Source organism: Arsukibacterium tuosuense, assembly GCF_900215315.1.
Classification (GTDB): Bacteria; Pseudomonadota; Gammaproteobacteria; order Enterobacterales; family Alteromonadaceae; genus Alishewanella; species Alishewanella tuosuense.
In genome coordinates this window covers 432,910-450,160 of the sequence record NZ_OBEB01000002.1, presented here as the reverse complement: position 1 = coordinate 450,160, position 17,251 = coordinate 432,910, and the positions used below count along the sequence as shown (strand labels likewise).

20 protein-coding genes are annotated in these 17,251 nt (G+C 47.8%); 11 read left to right on the top strand and 9 right to left on the bottom strand.

Features of this window, described 5'->3' with window-relative positions; translation table 11 throughout:
- Window positions 1–66: 66 nt before the first annotated feature.
- Entirely contained in the window at window positions 67–1,773 is a 1,707-nt protein-coding gene (locus tag CRO03_RS06540) for an alkaline phosphatase D family protein (RefSeq protein WP_097110908.1), read from the bottom strand.
- A gap of 124 nt (window positions 1,774–1,897) precedes the next feature.
- On the opposite strand from CRO03_RS06540, the gene CRO03_RS06535 reads away from it, so the two are divergent.
- The 3 genes from CRO03_RS06535 to CRO03_RS06525 all read left to right on the top strand — a co-directional run bounded on the left by CRO03_RS06535 (window position 1,898) and on the right by CRO03_RS06525 (window position 4,825).
- Entirely contained in the window at window positions 1,898–3,262 is a 1,365-nt protein-coding gene (locus CRO03_RS06535) for a M24 family metallopeptidase (RefSeq protein ID WP_097110804.1), read from the top strand.
- 159 nt (window positions 3,263–3,421) lie between these two features.
- On the top strand, window positions 3,422–3,817 hold the full coding sequence (locus CRO03_RS06530) for a PA2779 family protein (RefSeq protein ID WP_170948958.1): 396 nt from the start codon (window positions 3,422–3,424) through the stop codon (window positions 3,815–3,817).
- A gap of 6 nt (window positions 3,818–3,823) precedes the next feature.
- The gene (locus CRO03_RS06525; RefSeq protein ID WP_097110803.1) at window positions 3,824–4,825 is read left to right on the top strand and encodes a PA2778 family cysteine peptidase; all 1,002 of its coding nucleotides are present in this window, start codon (window positions 3,824–3,826) and stop codon (window positions 4,823–4,825) included.
- On the opposite strand, the gene CRO03_RS06520 is transcribed toward CRO03_RS06525, so the two are convergent.
- Genes CRO03_RS06520 through umuD form a run of 3 tightly spaced genes read right to left on the bottom strand, consistent with a single transcriptional unit; the run spans window position 4,826 to window position 6,879 of the window.
- Window positions 4,826–5,044, bottom strand: a complete 219-nt coding sequence (locus tag CRO03_RS06520) for a hypothetical protein (protein WP_097110802.1) — start codon at window positions 5,042–5,044, stop codon at window positions 4,826–4,828. It abuts the gene before it with no gap.
- A 60-nt stretch (window positions 5,045–5,104) separates the two neighbouring features.
- A complete protein-coding gene (gene umuC / locus CRO03_RS06515; protein ID WP_097110801.1) occupies window positions 5,105–6,400 on the bottom strand; it encodes a translesion error-prone DNA polymerase V subunit UmuC in 1,296 nt (431 codons plus the stop codon).
- A gap of 47 nt (window positions 6,401–6,447) precedes the next feature.
- Entirely contained in the window at window positions 6,448–6,879 is a 432-nt protein-coding gene (umuD, locus tag CRO03_RS06510) for a translesion error-prone DNA polymerase V autoproteolytic subunit (protein WP_019677501.1), read from the bottom strand.
- Between the two features lie 211 nt (window positions 6,880–7,090).
- On the opposite strand from umuD, the gene CRO03_RS06505 reads away from it, so the two are divergent.
- The 4 genes from CRO03_RS06505 to CRO03_RS06490 all read left to right on the top strand — a co-directional run bounded on the left by CRO03_RS06505 (window position 7,091) and on the right by CRO03_RS06490 (window position 11,253).
- Window positions 7,091–7,642 (top strand): GbsR/MarR family transcriptional regulator, encoded by a 552-nt coding sequence (locus CRO03_RS06505; protein WP_026349527.1) that lies wholly within the window; start codon window positions 7,091–7,093, stop codon window positions 7,640–7,642.
- Window positions 7,643–7,665: 23 nt separating this feature from the next.
- On the top strand, window positions 7,666–9,060 hold the full coding sequence (locus tag CRO03_RS06500) for a cytochrome ubiquinol oxidase subunit I (RefSeq protein ID WP_097110800.1): 1,395 nt from the start codon (window positions 7,666–7,668) through the stop codon (window positions 9,058–9,060).
- On the top strand, window positions 9,057–10,061 hold the full coding sequence (locus tag CRO03_RS06495) for a cytochrome d ubiquinol oxidase subunit II (protein WP_097110799.1): 1,005 nt from the start codon (window positions 9,057–9,059) through the stop codon (window positions 10,059–10,061). Before CRO03_RS06500 ends, CRO03_RS06495 begins: the two co-directional genes overlap by 4 nt.
- A gap of 313 nt (window positions 10,062–10,374) precedes the next feature.
- On the top strand, window positions 10,375–11,253 hold the full coding sequence (locus CRO03_RS06490; RefSeq protein WP_097110798.1) for a tetratricopeptide repeat protein: 879 nt from the start codon (window positions 10,375–10,377) through the stop codon (window positions 11,251–11,253).
- A 37-nt stretch (window positions 11,254–11,290) separates the two neighbouring features.
- Here CRO03_RS06490 and CRO03_RS06485 read toward each other — a convergent pair whose 3' ends face one another.
- Entirely contained in the window at window positions 11,291–12,022 is a 732-nt protein-coding gene (locus CRO03_RS06485; protein WP_097110797.1) for a TMEM175 family protein, read from the bottom strand.
- 277 nt (window positions 12,023–12,299) lie between these two features.
- Between CRO03_RS06485 and CRO03_RS06480 the strand changes: the two genes are divergently transcribed.
- The 3 genes from CRO03_RS06480 to CRO03_RS06470 all read left to right on the top strand — a co-directional run bounded on the left by CRO03_RS06480 (window position 12,300) and on the right by CRO03_RS06470 (window position 15,108).
- Entirely contained in the window at window positions 12,300–13,394 is a 1,095-nt protein-coding gene (locus CRO03_RS06480; protein WP_170948957.1) for a helix-turn-helix domain-containing protein, read from the top strand.
- 110 nt (window positions 13,395–13,504) lie between these two features.
- Complete coding sequence (locus CRO03_RS06475; RefSeq protein WP_097110795.1) at window positions 13,505–14,518, top strand: CPBP family intramembrane glutamic endopeptidase; 1,014 nt, start codon at window positions 13,505–13,507, stop codon at window positions 14,516–14,518.
- Between the two features lie 257 nt (window positions 14,519–14,775).
- Window positions 14,776–15,108, top strand: a complete 333-nt coding sequence (locus CRO03_RS06470) for a hypothetical protein (RefSeq protein WP_097110794.1) — start codon at window positions 14,776–14,778, stop codon at window positions 15,106–15,108.
- 90 nt (window positions 15,109–15,198) lie between these two features.
- On the opposite strand, the gene CRO03_RS06465 is transcribed toward CRO03_RS06470, so the two are convergent.
- The 4 genes from CRO03_RS06465 to CRO03_RS06455 form a co-directional block, all read right to left on the bottom strand.
- Window positions 15,199–15,492, bottom strand: a complete 294-nt coding sequence (locus tag CRO03_RS06465) for a type II toxin-antitoxin system RelE/ParE family toxin (RefSeq protein ID WP_097110793.1) — start codon at window positions 15,490–15,492, stop codon at window positions 15,199–15,201.
- Window positions 15,489–15,710: an addiction module protein gene (locus CRO03_RS06460; RefSeq protein ID WP_097110792.1), complete on the bottom strand. Its 222-nt coding sequence runs from the start codon at window positions 15,708–15,710 to the stop codon at window positions 15,489–15,491. The genes CRO03_RS06465 and CRO03_RS06460 overlap by 4 nt, the downstream gene beginning before the upstream one ends.
- A gap of 147 nt (window positions 15,711–15,857) precedes the next feature.
- Window positions 15,858–15,980 (bottom strand): hypothetical protein, encoded by a 123-nt coding sequence (locus tag CRO03_RS18605; protein ID WP_281256374.1) that lies wholly within the window; start codon window positions 15,978–15,980, stop codon window positions 15,858–15,860.
- A 207-nt stretch (window positions 15,981–16,187) separates the two neighbouring features.
- Window positions 16,188–16,553 (bottom strand): hypothetical protein, encoded by a 366-nt coding sequence (locus tag CRO03_RS06455; protein WP_097110791.1) that lies wholly within the window; start codon window positions 16,551–16,553, stop codon window positions 16,188–16,190.
- A 208-nt stretch (window positions 16,554–16,761) separates the two neighbouring features.
- Between CRO03_RS06455 and CRO03_RS06450 the strand changes: the two genes are divergently transcribed.
- Window positions 16,762–17,157 carry a hypothetical protein gene (locus CRO03_RS06450; protein WP_097110790.1) on the top strand — a complete coding sequence of 132 codons (396 nt, stop codon included), beginning with the start codon at window positions 16,762–16,764 and terminating at the stop codon, window positions 17,155–17,157.
- Window positions 17,158–17,251: the final 94 nt, after the last annotated feature.

Genomic DNA, 17,251 nt, shown 5'->3' with positions numbered 1-17,251 from the left:
ATGGGTAACACTTGCGGGCTCTGCCTTAAAACAGCGCCCGCAAGCATCATTATTAAGGTTAGTCCACTATGCCTGATACACTGCCTTATGTTCAGCAACTACCTGATAATCTTCCGTTAAGATATTATCGATAAATTGCCAGTTACATTGCACACCCTGTACCGTAACAGATAGCAGCATAAAACCCCGTTGATGTAAGTTACACCACTGCAAGTCATTAATCAGGGTACTGAAGGCACTGGCCACTTCCGCTGCTTGTTCCTGCTCAATTTTCAGATACTTTTCCATTCCTGGTGAACTGACGCTTGGCGTCGCAAACTCGACTCCAACTTGCTGTCCATGCTGGTCCGTCAGTACACTATGCCAGGCATTGTGAGTATCGCCGGCAATCACCAGCAACGGCTTATTCAATGCTCTGGCCGTGGCATAAAGCTGTTCACGTTCCCGAGGATAACCATCCCAGGCGTCCAGGTTGTAGGGCATCAATCGCGTTACCCGGGCTAAGTCTTCTGCATCTGGCTCCAGCCCTTGCTGCTGTGTTCGAAGTACCCGCAGCTTAACCTCTTCAAGCGCGAGTAATTTTGCCGGTAACGTGCTGAAATCACGAGTGCCAAGTAACTCAGCAGGAATATGCATTTTTGACATCAGCACTTGCTGCCCCAACAGCTGCCATTTCGCCGATGACTGCTGCAGTTGACCCGTTAGCCAGCCAAGCTGAGCTTTCCCCAACAAGTTTCGCTCGGCACTGATATCCTCTTTATAGCGCGCTGCGGCAAACTCACCGGTTTGCGGATCAGTATAGTTTTTATAGGCCAATTGCTGATCACGGGCAATCAATCGGGTATCCAGCAAGTGCAGGCTGAGCAACTCGCCAAAATTGAAGCTGCGGTATATCTGAATGCTGTCCTCGCCCATCGGTGGCCGGATTGGCAACCACTCATAATAAGCCCTGACTGCTGCCGAACGCCGTTCAAAAAAATCACCCTCGCTGTCGGGCTGATGATTCTCTGCACCGCTATGCCAGGTATCATTTGTAATTTCATGGTCATCCCATACCAGATACCAGGGCACAGCGGCATGGAGCTGCTGCAAACCGGCATCGGTACGATACAGTGCATAACGTTTACGGTAATCATCTAACGTAATAATTTCTGAAGCGTTATCTGTTGCTAAGGTACGGCCGATTTCCACCGCCCGCTCGGTAGCATAGCCATCAGCAGCATATTCATAGATATAGTCACCAAGATGAATTACTGCGTCGACATCATTTCGCCTGGCGGCTTCACGATACACATTAAAATAGCCGGCAGGATAATTAGAGCATGAAAATACAGCCAGTTTCAGCTCTGTCATTCCCGCTGTAGCCAGGGTGCGGGTAACACCGGTCATACTGTCACTGTCTGCAGCTACAAAGCGATAATAATACCGCTGGTCAGGCATAAGCTGCTGCACATCAACTTTAACGGTAAAGTCACGCTCAGCGCTGGTGCTGACATAACCCGACCTTTCAAGTTGTTTAAACGATGGGTCTTTTGAAAGTTGCCAGGCTAAATTGACTTGTGTAACGCCTGCCTGCACGGGTATTGCTCTGGTCCACAGGATCACAGCCTGCTGATTAGCATCGCCACTGGCCACACCATGGCTAAAGCTTACTTTACTTAAAGCGTCGCGGCTAAAATTGCTGACGCAACCGCTTAGCAGAGTAGAAACACTGGCAACTGCCAGTGCTGAAGCGGACAGTTTCAAAAAGTCCCGTCTGGAGAAATTACGCATTTTAGATACCCCAATTATTAGTTTAACCAGAGTAAAAAACATATATTTCAATCAGATGAAACATTGCATTTGCCGGTTATCTGGCTTAAAACAACATAACCGGAACATAACTACAGGCATGCGAATGAAAACGTTTTTTGTAACAACTGCGCTGGCGGCTTTACTACTCGCCCCTGCGGCTCTGGCCAAACCTTCACAATTCAGTCAGGGCCGGGTGCTGAGTTCCGCAGCTGATTATCAGGTATTAAGTCCCCGGCAGCGTGTGCCGGTTGCCAACCAGTTAACCACTCAGCGGCTCGAGCAGTTGCTGCCAAAATTAATGGCCGAGTCAGGGCTGGATATGTGGCTGGTGATTAACCGCGAATATGCCGAAGACCCGGTGTATTTTACGCTGGTGCCCCAGCCAACCTTTGCAGCAAGGCGCACTACCATGTTGCTATTCAGTCGCAATGATGATGGCAGTATCGATAAGTTATCGGTTAACCGCTACCCCCTTGGCGACCCTTATGAGTCAGCCTGGGCCGGCGGCAATTTAACCGAGCAATGGCAGGCGCTGGCCGCCGAAATTGTCAAACGTCAGCCTGGAAAAATCGGGATTAATAGCTCTGAACACTGGCCGGTAGCCGATGGCCTGACCTCAGGCCTGCACCAACAGTTGTTAAAAGCATTACCGGCGGAATATCACAGCAGGTTGGTATCGGCCGAGCAATTAGTGGTGCGCTGGCTGGAGCAACGCACAGAGGCAGAGCTTGAGCTATACCCGCAGATTGTAAGTCTGGCCCGCTCAGTTATAGCTGAAGCATTCAGTAATAAAGTGATCACCCCCGGCGTGACGACTACCGATGATGTTGCCTGGTATATACGCGAACGGTTTGCGAAGCTGGATTTACTGGTGTGGTTTATGCCTTATGTTAATCTGCAGCGCGCGGGCATGGCCTGTGAAGCCGACAACCCGTTTTGTGGCAGCAGCGGGGTAATTCAACGCGGTGATGTGCTGCATACCGACGTGGGCATCTGTTATCTGACGCTATGCACTGACACCCAGGAAATGGCCTATGTACTGCACATTGATGAAACGGACGCCCCAAAAGGTTTACAAGCCGCGCTGGCCACCGGCAATCGCTGGCAGGATATTTTAACCACGGAGTTCAAAGCTGGCCGTAGCGGCAATGCCATTCTGGCAGCTACCCGTAAAGCCTCTGACCGTGCGGGTATTAACAGCAGTACTTATACCCATGCTATCGGCTTTGTTGGCCATGCCCCTGGCCCGACAATTGGCATGTGGGATAACCAGGGCGACACGCCGGTGCAGGGCGACTGGCCGCTTTATGCCAATACTGCCTACGCGATTGAAGGTAATATTAAACAGGCAGTGCCAGAGTGGGGTAAGCAACTGGTCCATATTAAACTGGAGCAAAGCGCCTATTTTGATGGCAAACAGGTAATTTACCTTGCCGGCCGGCAGACCCGCTGGCATCTGATCAGATAACTAAACAGGCACCGGCCGGCAGCTGCTGGCCGGTGCCTGTTTGCAAAGGCCCGCTTAATCAGCTACGCTTCTGAAGCTATGCATCGTTAATTTTCAATAAGTTAAAGCTTATCCAACAACGAAGTTTGCCCGATAAACAATTAGTTCAAGGATGTATTCATGATTACTAAACTTTTAAAATCCAGCGTCGTCAGTGCAATTGCCCTTGTCGGCACGTTATTTTTCGGTATGGATCAGGCGACAGCAGGCGTATACAGTTCCGATCAGGTTATTGCCGACCAGCAGCACCAATACAACAAGCAGCAGGTGCTGGCTTTTGTCGATAATGCAGAAGTGCAAAATAAGTTAGTTGAACTGGGTGTCAGCCCGGCAGATGCCAAACTGCGTATCGCCAGCATGACCAATGCCGAGCTGGAAGCCTTTAACAGCCAGCTCAACGAGATGCCGTCTGGTGGCGTAGTTGGTACCATAGTGACTGTGCTGGTGGTTGTGGCGGTGCTGGATCTGATGGGTATTACCAACGTTTATCCGTTTATCCGTCCTATTGGTTCTTAGTTCTTTATGCAAACACGTTGGCAGACTGGCTCTTCAGCCGGTCTGCTGGCTGTTTTGCTGGCTGCTCTGCTAAGTACGCTAACAGCCTGCCAGACACCACCCCAAACCAAACAATTACTGGCAGCGCCCCCAGACATTGCCAGAGACCATACTATTGCGCAGGTGCCATTTTATCCACAGCAGGAATTCTTCTGCGGCCCCACCACCCTATCTGAAGTGGCCGGTTTTTATGGCTTCAACAAAAGCCCGGACAATATTGCTCCGGCTACTTTTACGCCGGGCCTTGCAGGCACCCTGCAAATTGAAATGGCAGCGGCTACCCGCCAGCTTGGTATGGTGGCATATGAACAGCGCGCGACCATGAGCCAGCTACTTAGCCTGGTTGCCGACGATATTCCGGTTATTGTGCTGCAAAACAATTCCATTGCCTGGCTACCGCAGTGGCATTATGCGGTGGTCATTGGTTATGACCTTAAAGCAAAAGAGGTGGTACTGCATACCGGGGTAACCGAAGCGCATCGCCTGAATTTTTCCACTTTCGAGCGCACCTGGCGGCGCGCCAACTATTGGATGCTGGCCATGCTACCCCCCGATAAAACCAGTGACCAGCTGGACCCTTTTATCTATACCAAAGCCTGTCAGGATTTAATTAACACCCGGCAAACTGCCACCGGCATCGCCGCCCTGATCACGGCAACCAAGCAGTGGCCGGATTACTGGCTGCCGTATTTTTTATTAGGCAATCACTACTTTTCAAGTCAGCCTGTAACAGCTGCTGGCTGGTTTGAACAAGGCCTGGGCATTGCCGGGCAACAGCTGGCTTATCTGAACAATTATGCGGTATTGCTTAGCGAGCTTGGCTGTCACAACAAGGCGACAGCTTTAATTAAACAAGCACTGCAACTAGCACCGAACGATAACACGCTGCTGGACAGCCAGCAGCAAATCAGCACTACGCAGCTTACAGCTGCAGCTGCTGCCGATTGTCAGATTGAGTACGCTAAATAGTTAATCTTCCCGTTCTGGCACCGCTTCAAGCAAGCTGATGATATTTCGATTATTACCCAACCGGGCCAAATCAAGCAGGTAGCCCTTCTCCAGTGGCTGCATCGTTTGGTTAGTCAGCAGCTCTTTTATCCGTGCTTCTTCTCCATTTGCTACCGCAGTTTTTAAGGCCGCGTAGTGGGCGATACTATGGTTACTTTTCCCGCTGTGTTCAGATGTCATTAGGTCGCTCCATTAGTGATTTATCAATGCCTGGTTGCAGTTAACGGTGCAGTATGGAAGCTATTTGGCAACAGGCAACTGCTGCCAGTTGGTGGTGTAGGCGGGTGACAGCAGCTCGCGTTTCATGCCCCATTCCTGTTTCGCGCCCTGACTGGCAAACCAGATGGTCTTACTGTGTTTGGCGTTAAGTTTGTCCATTAGTTGCATTAGTTTCTGATCTGCTGCTGTCTGCTGCTGTTGCTGCTCAAAATTAGCCGGCTGGTCAAACAAACCGGGTTGATACACACCGGGGTCATAGAAGTCAGCCAGCATTACCCCGGCTTTGGCATAGCGGTGGCCGTTCACCCATAATGCATCCAGCAGTTGCATCGCTTTGCTTAAAAAAAGCCGGGTGTCGCTGCCAGGCATATCAAGTTCGATACTTTTGCTGGCGCTGTAAGGCGTGTCTTTATCACTGAACGGACTGGTGCGTAAAAACACGGTCAGGTGTTTCGCTTGTTGCTGCTCTTGCCTCAGTTTAGTGCAGGCGCGGCTGATATATTCACTGATCGCTTCAGCCATTTGCGGTTTATTGGTAATCCGCTCACCAAACGAACGGCTGGAAATTATCTGCTTCTTTGTAGCGGCCATTTCTTCCAGCGCCAGGCACGATTCGCCATTTAACTCCCGCACAGTGCGCTCTACCACCACGGAAAAGTGCTGCCGGATATAATTCGGGTTGGCGTCGGCCAGCTGCAAAGCGGTGTTGATCCCCAGTTGCTGCAGCCGTTTCGTCAGTTTACCACCAATGCCCCACACTTCGCCCACCGGCAACAGCGCCAGTAATTTGCGCTGACGGGCTTTGTCGGTTAAATCAACCACACCGGCAGTTTGCGGCCAGGTTTTCGCGGCATGGTTAGCCAGTTTGGCCAGGGTTTTGCTGGGGGCGATGCCAACACAAACACTAATGCCCTGCCATTTCTGAATACGCTGCCGAATGCCGTGGCCAAATTCCGTCAGGCTTTGCAGCTGCTGCAGCCCGCTTAAATCGAGAAAGGCTTCGTCTATGCTGTACACCTCTACCCTGGGTGCCAGCATTTCCAGCGTACTCATTACCCGCTGCGAGATATCGGCGTATAAGGCATAGTTAGATGAAAACGCCAGCACGCCTTGCTGGCGCATCAGCTCACGTACCTGAAACACCGGCACGCCCATTTTAATGCCAAGCTTCTTTGCTTCTTTTGAGCGGGCCACCACGCAGCCGTCGTTATTCGACAGTACCACCACCGGGGTATGGGTTAAATCGGGCCGGAATAACTTTTCACAGCTGGCGTAAAAGTTATTGCAGTCAACCAGCGCGAAGATTGTTTTACTCATTCAGCCCTTTTCCCTGCACTGTATTTGCGCCTCACTTGATTTGCGTCTCACTTGCGCTTCATTTGCCGGATCACATTGGTAACCACACCGAATATATTCAGCTCGTCGCCCTCGCGCAGGCAAATAGGCTGGTAAGCCGGGTTGCGCGGTAATAACTGCAGCTGTGGCCTGGTAGCCAATTGCTTTACGGTAAATTCATTACCCACTGCCGCCACCACAATATCGCCGTGCTCAGCATCAACCGAACGATCGACCACCAGCACATCGCCGTCAAAAATGCCGGCCTCTATCATCGAATCGCCTTCAACCCGCACAAAAAAAGTGGCGGTAGGGTGACGCACGCACAGCTCGTTTAAATCAAGGGTACGCTCGATATAATCCTGGGCGGGTGATGGAAAGCCTGCCATTACCGGGTCACTGTAAAACGGCATACGGCGCTTGGGCCAGACACCGGCGTTACCTAAAAATACTGCTACCATACGCGCCTTTAACTGTGTTTTTATACAGTATACCAACCCTCCATAAATTGGCAATCAGCGCATCATTGGGGGGCTGGCTAAACTGTCAGCTTTGCAGCACAGCCGCCGTCAGCTCCCGACAGATAAAGCGTGGCAGAAAAAACTTGATCCAGATCAAGGTTCAGCCGTATTATAGTTTCAGAAATTTCTGAAAGTTCAGTAAGGGCCATGTATGCAAATGACACCAATGATTGAGTCTTTTGTTTGTCACTTCGGCGAGATGGGCAGCCGCTGGGGCTTTAACCGCACCGTCGGCCAGATTTACGCCTTGCTGGTGGTCAGCGAGCAGCCAATTTGTGCTAACGAGATTGCCGAGTTACTGGGTATTTCCCGGGGTAATGTCAGCATGGGATTAAAAGAACTGGGTAGCTGGCAGCTGGTGCAGGTAATCCATAAACAGGGAGAGCGCCGCGAATTTTATCAGAGCCGGGGCAGTATCTGGGATATGGCTAACCGGGTGTTTGAAGAGCGGCGTAAGCGTGAAATGGACCCAACGCTGTCACTGCTGCGCGACATTATGATGGACGAAGCAGCCAATAACGATGAAGCCTATGCCCAAAAACGGATCACTGAAATTCACGACTTGCTGGAAAACATTACCGAATGGACCCAAAGCCTGCAGTCGTTGTCGCCGGAGAAACTGAACACCCTGATGAAGCTGGGCTCCGGAGTGGGTAAGGTGCTGGAGTTTACCGATAAGTTCCGGCCTAAAAAAGATGCCTAGCGGTTATTAGCAGTGAGGTGGTTATGTTAGATACCTTAATTCTGTCGCGGATTCAGTTTGCGGCCAATATCAGTTTTCATATTCTGTTTCCGACTATTACCATTGCCCTGGGCTGGTTATTGTTTTATTTCAAAGTACGCTTTGATCTGTCGCAGCACCCGGTGTGGATGCGGGCCTATCGTTTCTGGGTAAAAGTATTTGCGCTGACCTTTGCCCTGGGCGTAGTGAGCGGCATTACTATGTCGTTTCAGTTTGGCACTAACTGGCCGGGCTTTATGGAAAGCATCGGCAATATTGCCGGGCCGCTACTGGCTTATGAGATCCTGACTGCGTTCTTTTTAGAGGCCACTATGCTCGGCATTATGCTGTTTGGCTTTCATAAAGTGCCGCGCTGGGCCCATACCCTGGCAACCTTTCTGGTCGCGCTCGGCACCACCTTCTCCGCATTCTGGATTTTAGTATTAAACTCCTGGATGCAAACCCCGGCCGGCTTTGAAATGATTGACGGCGTCGCCCATGCTACCGACTGGTTCGCTATTATTTTTAACCCGTCGTTTCCGTATCGCTTTACTCATATGCTGCTGGCCTCGGGCCTGACGGTCTGTTTTCTGGTAGCCGGTATTTCGGCCTACCGTATCTTAAAGGGCGATAACAAAAAAGCGCCAAAACTGACTCTGAGAACAGCCCTGCTAAGCGCCGCTATCCTGGCACCAACTCAGGTGCTGGTCGGTGATTTTCACGGCTTAAACACCCTGGAACATCAGCCGCAAAAAATAGCAGCGATGGAAGGGATCTGGCATACCGAGCGCGGCGCACCGCTGGTGTTATTTGCCATACCGGACGAAGAAACCCAACAAAACCGCTTTGCCATTGAAGTCCCCAAGCTGGCCAGCCTGATTTTAACCCATGATGCCGATGGCGAGCTAAAGGGCTTAAACGAATTTGCCGGCGAGCATCCACCGGTAGCACCGGTATTTTACAGCTTCCGGGTAATGGTCGGTATTGGCATGTTAATGCTGCTGATGGCCTGGTGGACCAGCTATCGCTTACTGCGCAAAAAAGAACTGGCGCCGCTGCAACTGAAAATACTGATTGGCATGACCTTTTCTGGCTGGGTTGCCACCCTGGCCGGCTGGTATGTCACCGAAATTGGTCGCCAACCCTACTTAGTGTATGGCGTGCTGAAAACCCGCGATGCCGTGACCACAGTACCGGGTGAGCATGTGGCGATGACACTGGTGATGTATCTGCTGCTGTATGCGGTGTTGCTGCTGGCGTATGTCAAAACCCTGTTCTGGCTGGCTAACCGTGCGGTTGAGGTAGAAGAATATGATTTAACCCGCCCCGGTCTGGTCGAAACACGCGCTGAGCCAGGTAACGATCTAAGTAAAGGCGTACGCACAGGAGCCACAATATGAGCTGGTTAACTGCAGATAATTTAGCACTTATTTTCGGTGGCCTGACTGCCCTGTCTATCTTGCTATATGCCATCTTAGATGGCTACGATTTGGGTGTCGGCATTACGCTGCCAATGGCCAACGAGCCCTGGCGCGACACAGCCATTGCCTCTATCGGCCCGTTCTGGGATGCCAATGAAACCTGGCTGGTACTGGCCGTCGGCCTGCTGCTGGTCGCCTTTCCGGCAGCGCATAGCGCCATTTTACATGCCTTGTACTTGCCAGCCGCCTTGTTGCTACTGGGGTTAATTCTGCGCGGCGTGGCGTTCGATTTTCGGGCCAAGGTAAAGAATAACCGCAAAACCCGCTGGGATTACACCTTTAAAGCAGGCTCAATACTGGCTACTTTCAGCCAGGGCTTTATGCTGGGCATTTATGTGATGGGCCTTGAGTATAATACCGGCAGTATTATTTTTGCCTGCTTTAGCGGTCTTTGTGTAACCGCTGCCTTTGCCATGATTGGCAACGCCTGGCTGATAGGCAAAACCTCTGGCGAGTTGCAATTGCATGCTATTAAGCACTGTAAAATAGCCGGGGTACTGACCCTGGCCGGTATCCTGGCCGTCAGCGCCATTAACCCACTGGTCAATGCTAATGCGCTGCAGGTATGGACCGAACCACCACTGGCTTACCTGTTTGCTGCTATTCCGCTACTGTGTTTTGCCATGTTTGTAATTGGCTACCTGGTGCTGAAACGCCTGCCACTGCCGGGTGACGCCGGCGCCTGGCTGCCGTTTACTATCTGCAATATTATCTTTATCTGCAGTTTTCTGGGCCTGGCATTAAGTTTTTATCCGTTTGTGGTACCGAACCAACTTACCCTGTATGAAGCCGCCAGCTCCAGAGAGTCGCTGCTTATCATCTTCTTTGGCGCAGTCGTGGTTATCCCGGTCATTATCGGCTACACCGCCCTGGCGTATTATGCGTTCAGAGGCAAGGCAGATGGTTTGAAGTATTATTAATTACAGAAGATATTAAAAATAAAGTTCAACAGCCTATGCCCTGATTGCACGGGCAAAAAACGCTAGCAGCGTAGACCATGATCTACCGGTAACTAGCAAGCCAACGCTGCGCCACGCCAAAAGTCACAACAATGTATCGTTACTTTTGGCACTATCACAGCACTGTGGCTTTCTGAAAAAATGTGAGCCAGTCATCTCACACATTGGAGTTACAGGTGCAGACCATTTTCCACATCATACTAATGACGCATATATCGTTTGGCATTTGTGCACTGAGTTTAACTACACTAAAAAACGTTAAGGAAAAATCAGCATGAATGCACGATTAATCGTTATTTTTATATTTTTGTTTGTGGCTATGGTGCCGGTAAGAGATGCAAATGCGTCAGCACCGGCGGCTGCAGAAGCAGCACAGGCGATGGAATTAATTGATACAGACTTAGATAAAGCTGAGCGTCTGATCATGTCAGCGTTAAAGCGCGAGCCGCAAAACGCTGAGTATCATTTCTATTGTGGCAGAATAATGGGCCGCCAGGCAGGAGATGCTTTTTTTAGTGCGTTAAGTTATGCCAAAAAATCGTTAGCCTGTTTAAATAAAGCGGTTGAGCTTGTGCCTGACAACGTATCGTATCGCAAAGGCCTGGTTAACTTTTATCTTGGCGCACCAGGTATAGCAGGTGGTGATGAGCAACTAGCGCTTGAGCAAATTAACATCATAAAAATGTTAGATGCGAATGAAGGTGCGGTAGCTGAGCTGGACTATTACATCAAAACTGATGATCTGGATACCTTTGAACATCAACTGCGCCAGGCAATTGCCGCTGAACCTGCTGCCGGTTTACCTCAGTATCAACTGGGATTACTGCTGCAAAAGAAACAGGCATTTGTTCAAGCACAGCAACACTTTGTGTTAGCCGCAAAACAAACTAAACAACAAAAAACTCAAGTAGAAGCACTATATCAGATAGGCCGTAATGCACTCTTTGCTGAACACTTTATTCAAGACGGCATCACTGCTCTGCAGGCTTATTTACAGCACGATATTGATACAGATATGCCAAGCGCGCATTGGGCGCACTATCGCTTATCGCAATTGTTGGAATTTGCCGGACAAACAGAGCAGGCTGCTGAACATTTAGCCCTGGCCAGGGCAACAGAAGATAAACAATTACTGGCGTTGTTAAAGCCATAATTTCCGTTTGTGAGTACGGGCTTTCGCCGTGCTCACTTTACGCTTTGTTAGCCAGCTGTACAGCGATGTTTTGCTGCCATTTTTTGCTTCGGATCCAGCTGATACCGTTTAACAAAGGGAACAACAGAAAGTAACTGTATCCGGCCCAACCTATGTAATTAATTGGCAGCAAAACAGACAGTATCAGGTTACTTAAACACACCAGGGCGGTGGTCAGCCAGACAACAATCTCGGTGTTGGCCTGATATTGCTCATAATCAGATAAGGGCGTAACCAGTTTGGCGCGTTTACCATGCCAGTATAACGCCACAAAATTGATACTGAGCAGCAAAAAACCCAGTCCAAATAACACAAACATAAAACGGGCGTCCCACTCACTTTGAAACCGGATCAGGCTGGGCAAAAAGCCATTGCTGATAACAGCAAACAGTGCCTGCATCATAATTCGCAGTGGATACATGTAAATAAGCACCAGTAGGATAAGCAGACAGCTGAAAACAACGGTTTTGGTGTCCTCGAGACCAAACCGCCGGCTCCATACCGAGTGTGTATGCCAAATCCAGGTAATAACAGCAAAACTAGCAGCGAAAGCCGGAATTTGCTTAGTGGCTAACACTAAATCAGCCAGGGTATGTGGAATGGTTCCGACTGAAATGACAACCATGGTAACGGCAAAAGCACAGGCTGCAGCAAAAAAGGTTTCAATACGCGTCATACTTTCACCGCGCATGATCCAGCTATCTTGATTGATATGGTTTAAGTCTGCCATAAGCCTGCTTATTATAGTGTCAGTGAAGTTGCGTAACTGTGTAGCGATATATTCGCCGCAAGTTTAACATCAAGGGTAGCAAAGAATCGTACAATAGATCATCTGTTTAAATGTATTACAACATTATGCGCTATTGAATTGCCCCAGCTGATAGTTTAGGTTGCTTATGCTTTAACGCACTATATTGTGTAGAAACGTTGAGAAGAAAATGCTTAATTCAGAATCAGCGATCCTGGTTATTGGTATGGTTCAAGGTGTGTTTCTAGTGCTGACGCTTATGGCAAAATCTTCCAATAAGCATCAGGCTAATCGTTATTTAGTGCTGCTATTAAGCGCTTTTGTCACGGCCTTGTCTGCCCAATGGCTGTCAGTTTCGGGCTACGCCGAAAACATGAAGCCGCTGCTCGTCATTGCCAGCAGCGTAGTGTTTCTGTTTGGCCCCTTGCTATACTTTTACGTTAAAAGCTTAACGTTGTCAGCGGCTAAGGTCCGACTCTTTGGCATGCTTCATATAGTACCGTTTTGTTGTTACTTAGCGCTGATCATTTATGCCGCTTTTTTTAGCACGGCAGAGTTAAAAATTGTCACTAATGAGTCGTTAAGCAACTATTCCGCTGCCCAGCTGTTACTGCCATTACTAAAGTTGGCCCACGTTATCAGCTACACAGTTGTCTGCCTGGTACTGCTTATTCGCTATGCACGCCGCATCAAACATAGTTTCTCTAATATTGATAACATCAATTTGCTCTGGTTACGCAACCTGGTTATTGGCTTTATCCTGTTTGAATCTGCATTAATAGCAGCACTGCTGTTCGATTTACGTGCCTTTGCTATTACATCAAATGCCGACACCATTTTGTCGTTCGTCTTAGTGTTGCTCATTTTTATGACAGGTTTCTACGGCATGCATCAGCCCGCTATTCTGGAAGCGCCTTTTGAATTTGAGACAAGCGCCCGCAACAATAGTGATAACAGTATTGCAGCGCAAAACGATGCCAGAATTGCCGGCCCGAAAAACCTGCGCACTGAAGATATCAGCATGATCAGCAATAAACTGGAAGCACTAAAATCACAACGTATTTATTTAGATCGTTTTCTCAATTTACAGACACTAAGTGATCTTGTTGGTGTGTCCCAACACAAAATGTCCGAATATCTTAATAGTCACATTGGCATGACCTTCTACGAATATGTCAATAAAGCCAGAATAGAAGATGCCAAACAGCGCTTAATTGATTCGCAACAGTCTATTTTGGATATCGCGCTCGATGTTGGCTTTAATAATAAAGCGACCTTTAACAAAGCCTTTAAAAGCTTTGAATCTGCCACCCCCAGCGAGTTTCGGTGCCGCAATAAGGCGCAAGCCAGGTAAACATCGGCCGAATTTGCCGTAAATCAGCAAGGTTCGACCGAGAAAGACGCATCTTTATTCCGGTTCATTGAAACTGTAATTTCACTAACGCAGACAATGGGTCATCTATCATGGAAAAAATTTATCCTCTACCACACCGCTTCTTTGCGCTTTGTGAAGTGCTGGCGGTGTTTTTTGCCGGTTCGCTACTGGCGCCACTGTTATTTCAACTTGCGGGCGTCACCGGTCATCCGCTGATGGCCTTAATGGGCGACAGCCCTGATATGTTCGTGATTGCGCTCGACCTGAGCAAGCTGCTTATGCTGCAATTTGCCGGTTGGTTTGCACTCATTACTTTTTTCAGCTGGATTAACAGCGAAAAACTTAAAGCAGAGCTGAAGCTGACACGGCATGGCTACAAGTTTATTCAGCTGGTGGTTATAGGTGTACTGGCCTGGTGTATAGGTGATATTGCCAACAAAACGGTGTTTTTGCTTGATCAAACTTATAACCTGGGGGTATCTGTGCCATGGCGGGAAGCCCTGCTGCACGGTGAAAAGACAACCGGCTGGTGGCTGGTGATGTTTGTCGGCAGCTTCGGTCTGATCCCAATATTAGAGGAAATACTCTGGCGTGGTTATGTGCAGTCGAAGTTGATCCGCTTCTTTTCACCAGCGGTTGGTATTGTCATTACTGCAGGCTTATTTGTGTTTAGCCATGCGCAATATCATCAGCTCGATCTTTATCATGCCTCAACCATTATTGGCTTAACAATAAGTGCCCTAGCGCTGGGCTGGGTCACGCATAAAACCGGGTCTATCATACCGGCCATTGTGATGCACGCGTTGCTGAATTTCCCCAATGATGGGCTGTTTCTTTACGTTACCATCGGCCTTATGATGGGTATTAGCGCATGGCAATGGCAACGTATTAAGACGTTTTGCACCGATTTGTTGCAGCCTCAGGCTTTTACGCACTTCAACCTGGCGAGCATAGTGCTGCTATTTGCAGGCGTTGCTACCATGTTTACATTGTCTCAAGCCCCTGCGTTAATTTTAAAACTAAGTATTACCTGTATGGCGCTTGCTGCTGCAGCGTCAGTCGCAGGCTTAGTAAAACGCCTGCGCAAACAAACAGCGGAATAGTTAAGCAACAGGCGGGGGCGCGTGCTCCCGCCAGAATCAATAGGATCAGCGAGACACGCTGTCACTATTACAAATGCTGAAGCACTTAATTTAGCAACTTTACCTTAGATTATTTGTTGCCAATTTAGAAATATTACTCTAATTTAATTCCCTCTAAAGCTTGCCTATGATTTATCAGGCTAACTTGTGGCAAGCTTTAGATTAATGTTGGTTTTTTTGAACGAGAAAAATTAAAGAATAAAACAAAGGAGTTTTTAATGAAGAAGGTAGTAGCAATCGTTGTTATGGCAGGGGTTATATCCCTGACAGGTTGTGCTTCATCGAGTCCATGGGATGGAATGCCATACCAGGAAGCAACAGCCTGGCAAGGCATTGGTGTGCAAGCTTTTGACGCCAGAGCATTACGCAGTAATGGTTTTACACCAACTGATGCTAAAGAGTGGATCCAGGTTGGGGTTAACTCGCCTCAGGTAATAATCGAGTGGAATAAGGCAGGCTTTTCTCCACGAAATGCCTCAAAGTGGATTGCTAAAAACTTTAGTTTAGACAAAGCGATTGAATACAAGAGCCAGGGTCTGACAGTCGAATAAGTAACGAGAAAATCTTCTGTCTAAGTGGCGGTTTATCAGAATGATACTCAGCCACTTTAAGCTAAAACTGACACAAAAATTTGCTAGCTACTACTCAAGTTTGTTCTTTGTCTTTTTAGGGTTAGCACGCATATCTAACACACGCCACACCACGACTAAATCTGACTCTGGCATTTGGTAATAAATAGCATAGGGAAAACGATGGGCCAGCATGCGAAAGTACCCGAAGTACTTTTGGTGTATGCCTGCAAAAAGGGTTAGTGAGTCAATGTCGCTGAACAGCGAATCGAGAAAGTAATCACCTAAATGCTTTCCCTGCTGATGATAAAATGATCGGCCGTTTGCCAGATCGCTTAACGCAGCATCGAGAACCTTTATTTTCATCTGAATTTATCGCGCAAACTTTGCTTTGCCAGCTCCCAGTCGTGGGTGACCTCTTCGCCTTCTCTGACAGCGAGTTCTGTTTCATGCAGCGCTTGTTGATGCCAGTCAGGTGATGCAGGGGAAACACCGGGGTTGGCGGTAAGCTCTTGCCATAAGGTTTCCATTACCTGCAATTTCTCGGCGGTAGACAACTGCTTTATTTGTTCAACGGTGATCATAGAAATTTAACGACTGGTTTAAAACTATTGTCAGCTTAGCAATAGCTGCCAGATAACTCAAACGTAGGAAACTGGAGGAATAAACTAAATGGTGCCCGGGGCCGTCCATGCAGTATGTAACGCAGCAAGAATCGCTTAGAACCACTTTTACCAGACATTCAGGCCAGATATTTCAGTATCGGAGTATTCAGACTCAGTTGAACGTGAGCTGGTGGGGTTGGCAGGCAGTGCTGCTATGACGGTATTGGTAAATCGGAACCGTTTTAACATGCGTCCTCCATCATTAATTAATTCAGGTAATTAATATATGTTTGGAGGCGGTAAGTTTACGGTAGGCTCATAAGCTGACGTTTCAGTTGTAGTGACAAAAGATTTTCGTTAACTTAGGGTAATTGATAGTATTTAATAAGTATCCTTTCGGTGTCCACCCATGGATGAAGTCTTAGTAACTTCAGTAAGCCATTAAACACCAACGAACTACAAATTATTAACCTCTGTGTTATTCTTAAAGTCCGATATGACTTTATCTGCCGTTTTCTTGTCGACCCAATCAATAGAAATTTCAGAAAACTCCACATTAATCACTGCGTGATAATCTTTCGATGAATCACACTGACTTCGGTATTCTATTAATATATCCAAAAGATGCAGCATTAGGTAATGAAAGCCCGAGTCTTTGCAACGGGTATAGTCACTATCAGATATTGACCAGCTGCTGTAGTCCATCGACGCCTCTTCGCCTAACGTGCCAAACACAATACGAAAAGCCACTTGCCCATTTAATTCAAACTGCTCTAATAACTGTTTAATTCGACTTTGTTCAAAATTATCTGACAGATCCATTTTTTTTACCTTGTGTACAGCAATAACTGGATACTAATCAGGCTAGCGACAGGGAGCGTCGCACAAAATAATTTTTTAACGACACTATTTGTCGCACCTAGCGCTAGTCTTGATTGTATTGCGGAATTCTGAACTCATGGTTCAGGTATCATATCGCTGTTTGTCGAATTTATTGGGCTGCTATTATTGCTGTCGCGCAAGTAAACCAGTGGTATATATTTCAATAAATCATAAAGTTAAGGAGTTCGTTATTTACATTGGTATATTTTGGTTTTATAAAAATGAGCTTATCGCCAGAAAGATCGCCGTCAATGAATTAAAACCTGACGAGATAGGAATGGTTGATAGTCCTTTCGAGCATATAACTGAGTGGGAAGTTAGATCTATATATCTACCAGACTTTAAAGAACTCGTTTCGACAGAATATCAGCAGCTGCCAAGAGGCAGAGTTATTTATTCTAATCAGACAAAAAAGGCAACAGTTTACATGGACGGTTCCTTATTTACCGAAAAGTACAAAGCTCAACTCATCAACTATTTTAAGCTGACTACTTGCCCCGTGATTTGGAGAAAAGACAGCCATTACAAAGTCTTTAAATACTGAGTTTGAAATCGCGTTGAAGTACTACAAAACCCAGGGGTAGTTATGTCGACCAGCACCACTTTACGTCATTTAGAAATGCTGAGAAAAATACCAG

What these genes read in the sequence shown, in the direction of transcription:
- CRO03_RS06540 (WP_097110908.1), bottom strand. Translation starts at nt 1,773, where the DNA reads ATGCGTAATTTCTCCAGACGGGACTTTTTGAAACTGTCCGCTTCAGCA.
- CRO03_RS06535 (WP_097110804.1), top strand. Translation starts at nt 1,898, where the DNA reads ATGAAAACGTTTTTTGTAACAACTGCGCTGGCGGCTTTACTACTCGCC.
- CRO03_RS06530 (WP_170948958.1), top strand. Translation starts at nt 3,422, where the DNA reads ATGATTACTAAACTTTTAAAATCCAGCGTCGTCAGTGCAATTGCCCTT.
- CRO03_RS06525 (WP_097110803.1), top strand. Translation starts at nt 3,824, where the DNA reads ATGCAAACACGTTGGCAGACTGGCTCTTCAGCCGGTCTGCTGGCTGTT.
- CRO03_RS06520 (WP_097110802.1), bottom strand. Translation starts at nt 5,044, where the DNA reads ATGACATCTGAACACAGCGGGAAAAGTAACCATAGTATCGCCCACTAC.
- umuC (WP_097110801.1), bottom strand. Translation starts at nt 6,400, where the DNA reads ATGAGTAAAACAATCTTCGCGCTGGTTGACTGCAATAACTTTTACGCC.
- umuD (WP_019677501.1), bottom strand. Translation starts at nt 6,879, where the DNA reads ATGGTAGCAGTATTTTTAGGTAACGCCGGTGTCTGGCCCAAGCGCCGT.
- CRO03_RS06505 (WP_026349527.1), top strand. Translation starts at nt 7,091, where the DNA reads ATGCAAATGACACCAATGATTGAGTCTTTTGTTTGTCACTTCGGCGAG.
- CRO03_RS06500 (WP_097110800.1), top strand. Translation starts at nt 7,666, where the DNA reads ATGTTAGATACCTTAATTCTGTCGCGGATTCAGTTTGCGGCCAATATC.
- CRO03_RS06495 (WP_097110799.1), top strand. Translation starts at nt 9,057, where the DNA reads ATGAGCTGGTTAACTGCAGATAATTTAGCACTTATTTTCGGTGGCCTG.
- CRO03_RS06490 (WP_097110798.1), top strand. Translation starts at nt 10,375, where the DNA reads ATGAATGCACGATTAATCGTTATTTTTATATTTTTGTTTGTGGCTATG.
- CRO03_RS06485 (WP_097110797.1), bottom strand. Translation starts at nt 12,022, where the DNA reads ATGGCAGACTTAAACCATATCAATCAAGATAGCTGGATCATGCGCGGT.
- CRO03_RS06480 (WP_170948957.1), top strand. Translation starts at nt 12,300, where the DNA reads ATGGCAAAATCTTCCAATAAGCATCAGGCTAATCGTTATTTAGTGCTG.
- CRO03_RS06475 (WP_097110795.1), top strand. Translation starts at nt 13,505, where the DNA reads ATGGAAAAAATTTATCCTCTACCACACCGCTTCTTTGCGCTTTGTGAA.
- CRO03_RS06470 (WP_097110794.1), top strand. Translation starts at nt 14,776, where the DNA reads ATGAAGAAGGTAGTAGCAATCGTTGTTATGGCAGGGGTTATATCCCTG.
- CRO03_RS06465 (WP_097110793.1), bottom strand. Translation starts at nt 15,492, where the DNA reads ATGAAAATAAAGGTTCTCGATGCTGCGTTAAGCGATCTGGCAAACGGC.
- CRO03_RS06460 (WP_097110792.1), bottom strand. Translation starts at nt 15,710, where the DNA reads ATGATCACCGTTGAACAAATAAAGCAGTTGTCTACCGCCGAGAAATTG.
- CRO03_RS18605 (WP_281256374.1), bottom strand. Translation starts at nt 15,980, where the DNA reads ATGTTAAAACGGTTCCGATTTACCAATACCGTCATAGCAGCACTGCCT.
- CRO03_RS06455 (WP_097110791.1), bottom strand. Translation starts at nt 16,553, where the DNA reads ATGGATCTGTCAGATAATTTTGAACAAAGTCGAATTAAACAGTTATTA.